The 12,802-nt window shown below is 65.5% G+C and carries 10 protein-coding genes; 6 read left to right on the top strand and 4 right to left on the bottom strand.

What is annotated here, in order from left to right:
- Positions 1 to 167 precede the first annotated feature (167 nt).
- Positions 168 to 803 carry a uracil phosphoribosyltransferase gene (gene upp / locus QRN34_RS11430; protein WP_285404585.1) on the top strand — a complete coding sequence of 212 codons (636 nt, stop codon included), beginning with the start codon at positions 168 to 170 and terminating at the stop codon, positions 801 to 803.
- Positions 804 to 995: 192 nt separating this feature from the next.
- Positions 996 to 3,731, top strand: coding sequence for a lamin tail domain-containing protein (locus QRN34_RS11425; protein WP_285404584.1), 2,736 nt, complete (start codon positions 996 to 998; stop codon positions 3,729 to 3,731).
- Positions 3,732 to 3,789: 58 nt separating this feature from the next.
- Here the strand turns inward: QRN34_RS11425 and pip are convergent, their stop codons facing one another.
- The 3 genes from pip to QRN34_RS11410 all read right to left on the bottom strand — a co-directional run bounded on the left by pip (position 3,790) and on the right by QRN34_RS11410 (position 6,738).
- On the bottom strand, positions 3,790 to 4,746 hold the full coding sequence (gene pip / locus QRN34_RS11420) for a prolyl aminopeptidase (protein WP_285404583.1): 957 nt from the start codon (positions 4,744 to 4,746) through the stop codon (positions 3,790 to 3,792).
- A 78-nt stretch (positions 4,747 to 4,824) separates the two neighbouring features.
- Positions 4,825 to 5,484, bottom strand: coding sequence for a polysaccharide deacetylase family protein (locus QRN34_RS11415; RefSeq protein ID WP_285404582.1), 660 nt, complete (start codon positions 5,482 to 5,484; stop codon positions 4,825 to 4,827).
- A 57-nt stretch (positions 5,485 to 5,541) separates the two neighbouring features.
- Positions 5,542 to 6,738: a glycosyltransferase family 2 protein gene (locus QRN34_RS11410; RefSeq protein ID WP_285404581.1), complete on the bottom strand. Its 1,197-nt coding sequence runs from the start codon at positions 6,736 to 6,738 to the stop codon at positions 5,542 to 5,544.
- Between the two features lie 170 nt (positions 6,739 to 6,908).
- Between QRN34_RS11410 and QRN34_RS11405 the strand changes: the two genes are divergently transcribed.
- From QRN34_RS11405 to QRN34_RS11395, 3 genes are all read left to right on the top strand, one after another.
- The gene (locus tag QRN34_RS11405) at positions 6,909 to 7,622 is read left to right on the top strand and encodes a hypothetical protein (RefSeq protein ID WP_285404580.1); all 714 of its coding nucleotides are present in this window, start codon (positions 6,909 to 6,911) and stop codon (positions 7,620 to 7,622) included.
- Between the two features lie 2 nt (positions 7,623 to 7,624).
- Positions 7,625 to 8,872: an MFS transporter gene (locus QRN34_RS11400; RefSeq protein WP_285404579.1), complete on the top strand. Its 1,248-nt coding sequence runs from the start codon at positions 7,625 to 7,627 to the stop codon at positions 8,870 to 8,872.
- A 68-nt stretch (positions 8,873 to 8,940) separates the two neighbouring features.
- A complete protein-coding gene (locus QRN34_RS11395) occupies positions 8,941 to 9,930 on the top strand; it encodes an acyltransferase family protein (protein WP_285404578.1) in 990 nt (329 codons plus the stop codon).
- Between the two features lie 85 nt (positions 9,931 to 10,015).
- Here QRN34_RS11395 and QRN34_RS11390 read toward each other — a convergent pair whose 3' ends face one another.
- Entirely contained in the window at positions 10,016 to 11,398 is a 1,383-nt protein-coding gene (locus QRN34_RS11390; protein ID WP_285404577.1) for an FAD-binding oxidoreductase, read from the bottom strand.
- 112 nt (positions 11,399 to 11,510) lie between these two features.
- Here QRN34_RS11390 and serA point away from each other — a divergent pair, with 112 nt between their 5' ends.
- Positions 11,511 to 12,746 (top strand): phosphoglycerate dehydrogenase, encoded by a 1,236-nt coding sequence (gene serA, locus QRN34_RS11385; protein ID WP_285404576.1) that lies wholly within the window; start codon positions 11,511 to 11,513, stop codon positions 12,744 to 12,746.
- Positions 12,747 to 12,802: the final 56 nt, after the last annotated feature.

The raw sequence follows: 12,802 nt of genomic DNA, 5'->3' as shown, positions 1-12,802 counted from the left end.
CTCAGTCGTCAGGGAGGTGTCGGGTGGTCATCCTCTGAGCGAGTTCGGCCGCTTGTGGCCGCTGCCCGAGCGCAGAGGGTGACCGCCCGACGCCTCCTCCCTGGCAATCCGGTCACCCGCTGCGAACATGCAAGAATACATACACCGCTAACCATCCCCACCTGCCCATGAAAATCGTCGAAGTCCGCCACCCCCTCATCCAGCACAAGCTGGGCCTCATGCGCGTCGTGGGCATCAGCACGAAGGAGTTCCGCGAGCTGGCGTCCGAAGTGGCGGCGCTGCTGACGTACGAGGCCACGGCGGACATGGAGACCGAGACCAAGACCATCCAGGGCTGGGCGGGGCCGGTGGAGGTCACCCATATCAAGGGCAAGAAGGTCACCATCGTGCCTATCCTGCGCGCGGGCCTGGGCATGCTTACCGGTGTGCTGGAGATGATCCCGGCCGCCAAGGTCAGCGTGGTCGGCTTGCAGCGTGACGAGGAAACGCTGGAGCCGGTGGCCTACTACGAGAAGCTCAGCGGTGGCATGGACGAGCGCACGGCGATCATCGTCGATCCCATGCTCGCCACCGCCGGCACCCTGGTGGCCACGGTCGACATGCTCAAGGCGGCCGGCGCGAAGCGGATCAAGGGCCTGTTCCTGGTCGCCGCACCCGAGGGCCTCAAGCGCATCGAGGCCGCCCATCCGGACATCGAGATCTATGTGGCCTCCATCGACGAGCGGCTGAACGAGCTGGGATACATCCTGCCGGGGCTGGGCGACGCCGGCGACAAGATCTTCGGGACCAAGCAGAAGACCTGACCGCGCCACCCCGCCCTCCGAAGCCCCGCCCCCTGAAACACGACCTGATCCACGGCTATCCGTAGCCGTGCATGCCGCTGTCATAAAATGGCGTCACACTAGGGGTACGGGCCTTCGCAGGGGGAACGTCGTGCGAGGACACGCATGACGCTGTGGGTCGCGTACTACTCAACGACTCGAGGGGAAAATCGAATGCGTTTGACCACGTCACGGCGCGCCTCATGGGCGGCGCTGGCAGGCCTCATGGCCGTCTTGCCGCTCCAGGCGGCCGACCTTTCCATCACGCAGTTCCGTGCCCGCGGCCCCGCCGGCGGCAACGACGAATTCGTCGAGGTGCAGAACACGGGCACCGCCGCGCTGGACCTGTCCGGCTACAAGTTGAACGCGTCCAACGCGAGCGGCACCACCGGCACGCGCTTCACCTTCCCCACCGGCACCGCCGTGGCGCCGGGCTGCTTCCTGCTGCTGGCGAACAAGGCCGCGTCGGGCTATTCCGGCACGGTGACGCCCGACCTCACCTATGCCACGGGCTTTACCGATGACGGCGGCCTGGCCGTGCTCGACGCCAACGGCGCGATCGTGGACCAGGTGGGCCTGAGCGCCGGTTCCGCCTACAAGCTGGGCACGCCGCTGGCGTCGCTGGGCAGCGGCAACTCGGACCAGGGCTACGGGCGCAAGCTCAACGGCGCCGGACTACCGCAGTCCACCGGCAACAACGCCGCCGACTGGGTCAAGGTGGCGCCCACCGCGCCGCGCGCCAGCACCTCGCCGTGCACCGTGCAGGGCACCAGCGTGTCGATCGCCGACGCCACGGTGAACCTGCGCAACGGCGACGATGTGCCGATGCCCTTCGCGATTACGCTCAGCGAGCCGCGTTCCGCCGACGTGACCGTGCATGCGGTGACCGTGGACGATACCGCGACCGTCGCCGCCGGCGACTACGATGCGGTCGACACGACGCTGACGATTCCTGCGGGATCGACCGCCACCACGCTTACCGTCAACGTGCATGGCGCCAAGGCCGCTGGGCCGGACAAGGCCTTCCGCGTCAACCTGAGCGACGCCACCGGCGGCGTCACGCTGGCCAAGGCCACCGCGGTCGGCGCGATCCTCAACCAGATCCCGCTCACCGCCGAGATCTGGCAGGTCACCGGTCGCGGGCAGGTGTCGCCGTTGCTCGGCAAGCGTGTCGCCACGAAGGGCAACATCGTCACCGCCGTGGGCCCGGCCGGCTTCACGATGCAGACGCCGGACAGCCGCGCCGACGACGACCGCCTCACTTCCAACGGCATTTACGTGTTCACGCAATCCGCGCCGTCGGTCGCGATCGGCGACATGGTCGACGTGGAGGCCACGGTCGACAACTACTTCAACCTGCCCGAACTGAAGAACGCCACGGTGGCGACCACGATGCGTGGTGCGAAGCTGCCCGCACCGGTCGTCTTCGGCGCCAACGTGCCCTCGACAGACCCGAACGCGCTGTCCTGCGGCGAGACCAACTTCCAGTGCTATGTCGGCATGCGCGTGGCGATCGACAACGGCATGATCACCACCGGCAACCTGCGTTTCAGCAACGAGCCGTTCGCGGAGGTGTACGTCACGGCCAACGGTCAGCGCTCGCTGCGCAAGCCCGGCGTGCGTTACACCGTGCCGGTGCCGGACGGCGTGAACCTGCCGAACTGGTCCGGCAATCCGGAAGTGTTCAAGATGAACACGGCCGACTACGGCGCGGTGGCGGCGAACACGCCGTTCAACGCCGGCACCACGTTCCGCGCCGAGGGCGTCATGTCGTATACGTTCGGGGCGTACACCTTCATTCCCACGAAGGTGACCGTGACCAAAGCGGCCGAACTGCCGCGTCCGGTGGACTCGCGACCGTTCTTCGCCGTGCGTGTGGGTGCGTTCAACATGGAGCGCTTCTGCGACACGCAGTTCAACACCACCTTTACCTGCAGCGGTGGCGACACCGAGCCGACCGCCGACCAGGTGCGCCTGAAGACCCAGCGCCTGTCCGCGTACGTCGGCAGCGTGCTGAAGCTGCCGGACATCCTCTCGGTGGAGGAAGTGAAGAGCCTGACCGTGCTGCAAGGCCTGGCCAAGCAGCTGGGTGACGATTACCCGGCGCAGTACGAGGCATTCCTGCAGGAAGGCCACGACCCCAGCGGCATCAACGTCGGCTTCCTGGTCCGTACCGATCGCGTACGCGTGCTGGACGTCCACCAGCTGGCCGCCGACGAGACCTGGCAGGACCAGGGCAGCACCGCCTTCGTCCACGACCATCCGCCGCTGCTGCTGACCGCCGAGGTGCCCTCGATCCTCGGCAAGATGCGCATCAACGTGATCGCCGTGCATCCGAAGGCACGGCAGAACGTGGACAAGACCGGCAGCACGGCCGAGCGTGACCGGCAGAAGCGCTTCCTCCAGGCGAAGTCGCTCGCGGCGCAGGTCCAGACCTTGCAGTCGGGACGGAAGAACCTGCTGGCGCCGCTGCTGGTCGTCGGCGACTTCAACGCCTACCAGTTCAGCGATGGCTTCACCGATGTGGTCGGCCTGATTTCCGGCCGCTACGACGACAGCCAGAACCTGCTGAAGCTCGGCGGCAACCTGGTCAAGCCGGCCCTGTGGAACGCGGTGGATTCGGTGCCGGCGAACGATCGCTATTCGTTCCTGTTCACCGAGAACTTCGGCAACGTGCAGGGCCAGGCGCCCCGCTCGGTGCCGACGCACCAGGTGCTCGACCACGCGCTGCTCAACACCGTGGCACGCGGCCTGTTCCTGCGCATGGAGTACGGCCGCGGCAACCTCGACGCACCGGTGCAGACGCTGGACGACGCGGCCTCGGCCACGGGCGTGAAGAACGCGATGGGCTCATCCGACCACGACGGTTTCGTGGTGGACCTGGTGACCCTGCCGCTGCGCTTGTTCTGACGCTTGTTCTGATCCAGCCCTGGCTGCCCGGCATCGACCGGGCAGCCTTTTTTTTGTCTCAGCCGGCGAAGCGATCCGTGGCCCGCACCAGCTCGCGGACGATGCCCGGCTCGAACGCTGAGTGCCCGGCGTCCTGCACGACCTTCAGGTCGGCCTCGGGGAACGCGCGGTGCAGGTCCCAGGCGCTGCGCATGGGGCAGACCACGTCGTAACGGCCCTGCACGATCACCGTCGGGATGTGGCGGATCCTGTCCACGTCGCGCAGCAGCTGGCCGTCCACCTCGAAGAAGCCGGCGTTGACGAAGTAGTGGCACTCGATCCGCGCGAACGCGAGGGCGAACTCGTCCTCACCGCTGGAGGCGATATGGCCTTCATCCTGGTAGAGGTAGCTGGTCGCGCCCTCCCAAACCGACCAGGCCCGTGCGGCGGCGACGCGCACCGCCGGGTCCGTGCTGGTCAGACGACGATGGTAGGCGCTGATGAGGTCGCCGTGTTCGGCCGGCGGGATGGCCGAGAGGTAGGTTTCCCAGGCGTCCGGGTACAGCTGGTCGCAACCGCCCTGGTAGAACCACTCCAGCTCCGAACGGCGCAGCATGAAGATGCCGCGCAGCACCAGTTCGCTGACGCGCTGCGGATGGGTCTCGGCATAGGCCAGCGCGAGGGTCGAGCCCCACGAGCCGCCGAAGACCTGCCACGTGTCGATACCCAGGTGTTCACGTACCTGCTCGATATCGGCGACGAGGTCCCAGGTGGTGTTGTCGGTGAGCTCCGCATGCGGCGTGGACTTGCCGCAGCCACGCTGGTCGAAAAGGACGATGCGGTATTTCTTCGGATCGAAGAACCGGCGGCAACGCGGGTTGGTGCCGCCACCAGGGCCGCCGTGGAGGAACACCACAGGCTTGCCGTCGGGGTTGCCGCTTTCCTCGAAATACAGCGTGTGCAGCGGCGAGACCTCGAGCATGCCGCTGTTGAAGGGCTCGATCGACGGGTAGAGGTCGGGGGAATCCTGGGCCATGGGGGCGGGTCCTGTGGGGAAGGCGGGGGCCAATAGGCTAATGGGCGCACCGCCGCCTGCCAACCTTAAACACTTCGGCTATCGGGCTTCCCACAATCGACCGGCGGTGACGAAGCTGAAACCCATCGCCCACAGCGCGGGCACGACGTGCCTGACGATCTCGACGATCGCGGGACGAGCGCGTTCGCCCTCGTCACCATCGTGAAGCAGGACGATCGCACCGGGGTGCACCTGTTCTAGCACGTCGCGCACCACGCGGCCGGCGTGGTCCTTTGCCTCGACCTCGTCCCAGTCACGCGGATCGATCGACCAGCCGACGAGCGTCACGCCTTCTTCGGCGAGGCGCGCGGTCTGGGCCGGGGAGATCTCTCCAAACGGTGGACGAAACAGCGCCACCGGCGTGCCCGCCACATCCTCCAACAGCGAGCGCGCCGGGAGAACCTCGGTCATCCAGAATGTCTCGGGATCGAGCGCGCGCACGTCGCGATGAGTGAAACCGTGATTGCCTACCTCGTGCCCATCGCGTGCGATAGCCCGAACCATGTCGGGCACACCGCGTGCCTTCTCGCCCAGACAGAAGAAGGTCGCCTGCACGTCGTACTCGCGCAGTATCGCCAGCAAGGCCGATGTAGCCAGCCCCGGGCCATCGTCGAAAGTCAAAGCGATCTCGCGCCGATCGGTGCGACCGCGGCCGATATACGTATCCGGGAACTGGGAGAGAAACGCGTGGTAATCCATGCCATGTCGTCCGGTAGAAGGGAGCGTGGCCTGCTCCCGCCGTGCATCAAGTGCTGGTCAGCGGGTCAGCCAGCTCTTGCGTCCGCCGCGCAATTCGTCGACCAGGCCGACCACATTGGCAGGCAGCAATAAGGTATCGATGCCGGTGTTGTAGAGCGAAACCAGCAGCATGTCCTGCCAGCCAAGCTTCAGCCTGTGGCGCGCCTGCAGACAGGCCACTCCGTTCAAAAGGGCCATCATCACCCAGTTCGCCACGGCCAGACCGAACAGCAGCCTGCTTTCGTACAGCCAGGCGGCGGCGATGCTGAGCAGCAGCGTCGGCAGCAGGGCGGACTGCGCCCAGAGCAGCCACCAGGGCAGCATCTTCATCGTATGCGCGCGGGATATCCGCCAGGCGACACGGAACGATTCCAGCCTGCCACGTGCCCAGCGACGTCGCTGCCGGAACAGCCCGAACAAGGTCGACGGACAGACCGTATAGGCGATGGCATCCGGCGCGTAGCCGATGGTGTAGCCATGTGCCAGTGCCCGCCAGGTCCAGGCGATGTCTTCTACCAGCCATTCGCCCCAGCCACCCAGCTCCCGAATCACGGCGGTCTTGTGCAAGGAGAACGCGCCGGCAACGACGTTGACCATTCCCATGCGGCTCTGAACGAAACGGATCGTCGCCAGTGCGCCGACATGCTCGTAGAACTGGAAGCTATGCAGCCAGGAGTCGTGGCGACCGGCTGGTACGATCAAGCCACAGGCCGCCGCGTGCGTGGGCGACGCGTATAACGCCTCCACGGCCAGACGCAGGGCTCCGGGCAGGATGACAGTATCGCTGTCTATCACCGTTACGACGTCGGAATCGGTCGAAATCAGGGGGAGGGCCGCATCGAGCGCTCGCCCCTTGGCACCACTGTTTCGCGCGAGCGAACACAGCACGTAGTGCTTTCGTCGAGGATGTCGCAACCATTCGGCAAGAGAGCCGGGTGTCGTATTGCTCGAACCGTCGTCGATGAGGATGACTTCCATTTTTCCGCGGTAATCCGTGGCCTCGATCGCGTCGAGCGTACGCAGAAACGAGTCTTCGGGTTCGTTGAAAAACGGCACGAGGATGGAGACGAACGGATAGTTCGCCAACCTGGGGGTGGCGACCTGCACGGGACGAAACGCCTTCACCAAAGACCAGACGAGCAGAAACAACAGACACAGCGCCAGAAGCAGGGTCGAAAACCCGATGAAGCCCAGAAGCACCGAAAGACTGATCATATTGACAACGATGTCATGAGGCCGGCGTCGAGCATGTCGTTCCGGTCTTCGGCAATCTGTGAGGAGCCGCACAGTTTCCATCCCCCGACGAGAGTCTTTTATCCAGACATCTTTTAACGCGGCAATTGCCGTGCCTACATTGATCATCCGTCCTCGCGGAGTCAGGCGCCATGGCACCCTCTTCTCAGAATATTCTGTCCGAAAACGTGCCTTGCGCGCCGTCTTTCAAGGCACGATTTGACATCGGTGTCATTCTCGGCGACTGCGGCATCGAGCCAACGGTCGAACGCTATGACGCGGCCGCGGGTGCCATCTCGTGGCCGCTGATCGATTATTCGTCCTGCGCGCCCACCGACGACCAGCTGGCCATCAATCGTTGGCTGACGCGTGCTCCCCTGGCGGGCAAGCGCATCCTGCATGTCGGGGCCGGCAATTCATCCCTCGCCAGTCTGCTGGCGGACGACGTCGATGCCGTCGTCGCGGTCACGGTGTCCGTCGATGAATGGCGACATGCGCAGAGGCTCGATCTACCCGGCTATACACCATTGCTCATGAACAAGCATGGCGAAACCTTCGCCAACGCTTTCGACGCCGGTTCGTTCGACTACATCGTCGACAACAACCTGAGCAGCTTCGCCTGCTGCCAAAAGCATTTCGAGCGTTACTTCGCTGCGATCGCCGAAGCGCTCGCGGAGGATGGCGTCATCCTCACGCATTGGTTCGGCATGCAATGGGTGCTCGATGTCGGCGTGGACGATGTCGAGCCCGCATGGCTGCTCGACGAGCATAAACTGCGGACGATCGCTACCGCGTTTGGCCTGAGGCTGGATCGCGACGGCGATGTATTTTTCATGCGGCACGCGGATCGATCCGGCGGATCGTGAGCATGATCGGAGCGATGGGGCGGTTGCGGCGGCTGTGGCGCGTGGGACGCCGGGAGCCACGTTTCAAGCTGCTGCTTCTGGACAATCTGACGACCACGCTCGGAGCCAGTTTCACCCTGGTCGCCTTGCCGTTTCTGGTCATGCGGCTGACCGGAAAAGCATGGGACCTCGGCATCACGATGGCGATCGAAGCTACGCCGAGCCTTTGTCTGTTGCTGGCTTTCCCGCGCCTGCTCGATCGCGTCGACCCGTTGCGAACGCTGCGCCTGTGTCGGTGGTTCTTCGTCATCGCCAATGCGGCGATCGCGTTGCTGGTCTGGCGGGGTGGCATGTCGATCGTCGCCGTCTATGTTTCGACGGCACTCGGTGGAATCGTCTGGGCCGTTGCATTTCCCGCCGGGCGCGCGGTGTTCACTTTGTATGTCCGCAAAGGCTGGCTGTCTATCGGCAACGCGATCTTCGCGCTGGTCTCGGCGGTGGCGACCGTGGTACTGCCGCTGGTTGCAGGATGGCTGATCTTCGGCACCCGGGGAGATACTGGGTTGGCCGTGGCCTTCGGCATCGACGCGATCTGTGTCCTCTGCTCCCTGCCGCTGCTGGCTGCGCTGCGCCGCCATGGGCCGATTCGCCGCTCGCCCGGCAGCCCGTCGAGCCCACGGGTCACGACATCGGCCACAGCCAAGGCCATCGCTATTCCGCGGGTGTTCCATGCCTATGTCTTCGCCAGCTCGGTGCTCGTGTTCGGTCCGGTGCAGATCCTGCTGCCCTTGATCCTGGCCAGACACCGAGGCGGAAGCTATCTGCTGATCTATGTCGTGCAATGTATGGGCGTCGGCGTGGCCAGCACCGTCGCCCAGCGCGTCGCGCCCTCGTTTCCAGGTACCGCGCGCCGGATGCTGGCCTGCTGGGCCGTCGCATCTACCGCCTATCTACTTCTTTGTCAGGCAAGCGGTCCGGCCGTGACGCTGCTGGCGTTCCTGCTGTTTTCCTTCGCCGCCGCCCGCCATGGCATCCAGTCGCAGTCGTGGCTGCAACGCCATGTGCCGTCACACGATGTGGGCCACGAGATGACGCGTTTTTCGGCAGCCACGTTGTGTGGCACGCCCATCGCTGCCTTGCTGACAGGAGGTGCCATGGACGCGCTGGGTTTCGAAGCCGCGACCCTGGTCCTGTCGCTGGCGATCACGCTTGGCGTGCTTCTGGGGGCGGTGCACGTGCATCGACTCGGTGAGACGCTATGTTGTCGTTGACCATGTTGAGGTTGAAGCTTCCACGGCCGGAACCGCATGTTGCTCCGCAAGCCGGTCGCTCGCCGGCCATGGACGTCACACGGGCGGTCGCCTGCGCCATGGTGGTGCTGGTTCATACCGCTGCCACCTATTTTTATGCGTTCGGCTCGATGTGGCTGCCATCCGTGACCTACGATGCCGTTGCCCGGGCGGCGGCCCCGATCTTCTTCATGTTGTCCGGGGCATTGCTGCTGTGGAAGGACGAGCCGATCCCGACGTTCTATCGCCGCCGCGCGTTGCGCGTCGTGCCACCCCTGGTGTTCTGGACCGTCTTGTATGTCGTCGTCTTCGGTGACCGATCCATTTCGTGGACCGCACAGGTCGCCCATTACCTCATGGAGCCGTACCGACACCTTTGGTACTTCTACGTGGCTTTGGGTCTTTATCTTTCCGCCCCCTTCCTGAGCAGGATGCTGCGAGCATCGACACCGGCGGAGACAAGGATCTTCCTGCTGCTGTGGTTCATGGTGTCCTGCGTGCTCAACCAGGTGCGCCTGCTGGTGTCGGAAGACTGGGATCCGCCATCGTTCCTGGGCGTGCAGCTGTTCTCAGGATTCGTCGGCTTCTTCGTGCTGGGCGCCTATCTGACCCGGTACACTCCGATCGTCTCGCCGGCCGACCGATGGCGATGTCTGCTGGTCTTTGTGGCATCGGTGGCCGGTATCGTCGTGGCGACTTATCTATATTCCGGATACCGGGGCGAACCGAACGAGTTCTTCTTCGCCTACCAGACGCCCCTGGTCGCGATAGCGTCCGTGTCCGCTTTCGTATGGCTGACGACCATCCCCCGGGTGCCGACACCGCTGATGACGCCGATCCGCTGGATTGCCGACGGCTCACTCGGCATCTACGGGCTGCATCCCATGGTCCTGTGGCTCTACGTGGAACGTTTGCACGTCGATGACGATCTGACCGCACCTTGGGCCCGCATCCCGATCGTCTGGCTCGCGGTGTTCGTGTCGACGGCCCTCGTGATTCACCTGGCAAGAAAAATACCGCTGTTGCGTCGCGTCGCCTGACGCTGACGACATGTCCCTTTCATGCGCCTCGAGGCATGCCCTCGCCGCTTCCGCGCCGGGCCAGATACCCTTGGTTCAGAGTGTGCTAGAGCAGCTTCCCCGGATTCATGATGCCGTTGGGGTCCCATACCGCCTTGATCCCGCGCATCAGCGCGATCTCGGCTTCGCTACGAACACTGCCCAGCCAGGGCTTCTTGACCAGGCCGATGCCGTGTTCGGCGGAGATGCTGCCGCCATGGCGGTGCAGCGTGTCGACCAGCAAGGAGGTGACGTGCTCGCACTGGGCGACGAACACGGCATTGTCCAGGCCTTCCGGCTTTAGCACGTTGATGTGCAGGTTGCCGTCGCCGATATGCCCGAACCAGACCACGTCGACATCGGGGTACTCCGCCGCGAGCAGGGTCTGCATGTCCGCCATGAAGGCGGGCACGGCGGAGATCCGCACCGAGACATCGTTCTTATAGGGTTTGTGCGGCGCCAGCGACTCCGTGATGCCCTCGCGCAACCGCCACAACGACGCAGCCTGCGCCTCGCTGGAACTGATGACGCCGTCCACCACCCAGCCCTCGCCCAGGCAGAACTCGAAGAAGGCCAGGGCGGCGGCTTCGGCGGCGGCATCGGGCACGTCGAACTCGGCCACCACGTAGAACGGATGGTCTTCCTCGAAGGGACGCCGTGCGCCATGGGCCACCACGTGGTGCAACGCCCGGTCGGTGAAGAATTCGAAGGCGCCCAGGCTGAGGGAGTGCCGCGCTTCGGCAAACACCTTCATCAGGGCATCCATGGCAGGGATGGCCAGCAGCATCACTTGCGAGGGCGGCGGCGGCGAGGTCAGGCTGAGGGTGGCCTCGACGACGATGCCAAGGGTGCCTTCGGAGCCGATGACCAGGTGCCGGAAATCGTAGCCGGAGGCGTTCTTGACCAGCCCCCGGTTAAGGTCCAGCAGCTCGCCCGTGCCCGTGACCACCTTCAGCCCGGCCACCCACTGGCGGGTGTTGCCGTAGCGGATCACGCGGATGCCGCCGGCGTTGGTGGCGATATTGCCGCCGATCTGGCACGAACCGCGCGCGGCGAAGTCCACCGGGTAGATCAGCGAGTGCTCGCGGGCGGCGTTATGCACCGCTTCCAGGGCGATGCCGGGCTGCACGGTGAGGGTGCGGTCGATCGGGTCGAAGTCGAGTACGCGGTTCATGCGGTCGAGCGTGACCACCAGTTCGCCATGGGCGGCCACGGCACCGCCGGAGAGGCCGGTGCGACCGCCGGACGGCACCAGCCCGACGCCCTGCCCGTTCGCCCAGCGCACGATGCCCTGCACTTCCGCCACCGTGGCCGGGTAGGCGATGGCCAGTGGCGCCGGTGTCCAGCGGCGCGTCCAGTCGCGCCCGTGGTGTTCCAGGTCGCCCGGTTCCGTGGACAGCTTCAGGTCGGGAAGGAGACGGGCCAGTTCGGCCAGGCGCGGATCGGTCATGGGAATCTCGCTCGGGTGTCCATCGAGGGTGCCAGTCCCGTCGCCGCGCTGCAACATGGGCGCCCCGATCTGGCATAGTGTTCAGCCGATCCGCGGAACAGAAGCGCCAGCCATGAAACGCACGTCGTACCCGAAAGAAGACATCAAGGTGCTGCTGCTGGAAGGGGTGAGCCGCAGCGCACTCGACACCTTCCGCCAGGCCGGTTACTCGCAGATCGAGTTCCACGAGAAATCGCTGCCCGAGGACGAACTCAAGCAGCGCATCGCCGATGCGCACATCGTCGGCATCCGCTCGCGCACGCACCTCTCCGCCGACGTCCTGGCCGAGGCGCGCCGCCTCATCGCGGTGGGCTGCTTCTGCATCGGCACCAACCAGGTCGATGCGGCCGAGGCCGAGCGCCTGGGCGTGCCGGTGTTCAACGCGCCCTACTCCAACACGCGCAGCGTGGCCGAGCTGGTCATCGCCGAGACGATCATGCTGGTGCGGCGCATCCCCGAGAAGAACGCCGAGTGCCATCGCGGCGGCTGGTCCAAGTCGGCCGCCGGCAGCTTCGAGGTGCGCGACAAGGTGCTGGGCATCGTCGGTTATGGCCATATCGGCACCCAGGTCGGCGTGCTGGCCGAATCGCTGGGCATGCGCGTGATCTTCCACGATATCGAGCCCAAGCTGTCGCTGGGCAACGCGCGGCCGGCCTCCAGCCTGGACGACCTGCTCGAGCGTGCCGACGTGGTCACGCTGCACGTGCCGGAAACCGCGCAGACCAGGCACCTGATCGGTGCCGCGGAGATCGCCCGCATGCGTGCCGGCTCCATGCTGATCAACGCCTCGCGCGGCACGGTGGTGGATATCGACGCGCTGGCCGACGCGCTGCGCGAGAAGCACCTTGCCGGCGCCGCCATCGACGTGTTCCCCGTCGAGCCCAAGGGCAACGGCGATCCGTTCGTCTCGCCGCTGGTGGGCATGGACAACGTGATCCTCACCCCGCATGTCGGCGGCAGCACCGCCGAGGCGCAGGAGAACATCGGCATCGAGGTCGCGTCCAAGCTGGTGCGCTACAGCGACAACGGCAGCACGCTCTCGGCGGTGAACTTCCCCGAGGTGTCCCTGCCCGGCCACCCGACCAGCCGCCGCCTGCTGCATATCCACCGCAACATCCCCGGTGTGCTGTCGCGGGTGAACGAGGTGTTCTCGCGCGAGGCGGTCAACATCGACGGCCAGTACCTGCAGACCTCCCCGCAGGTGGGTTACGTCGTCATCGACGTGACCACCAGCGAGGAGCACGCGGTGGCCCTGCGCAACGAACTGGCGGCCATCGAAGGCACGCTGCGGGCGCGCGTCCTCTACTGACGCGAGCCCGCGTCGCGCCAGCCACGCCTTTTTTTCGCGACCGGCGCCGGCGGGTC

Source organism: Luteibacter sp. ME-Dv--P-043b, assembly GCF_030209605.1.
Taxonomy (GTDB): Bacteria; Pseudomonadota; Gammaproteobacteria; order Xanthomonadales; family Rhodanobacteraceae; genus Luteibacter.
The sequence above is the reverse complement of the archived record's forward strand: the minus strand, read 5'-3'. Positions and strand labels throughout refer to the sequence as shown.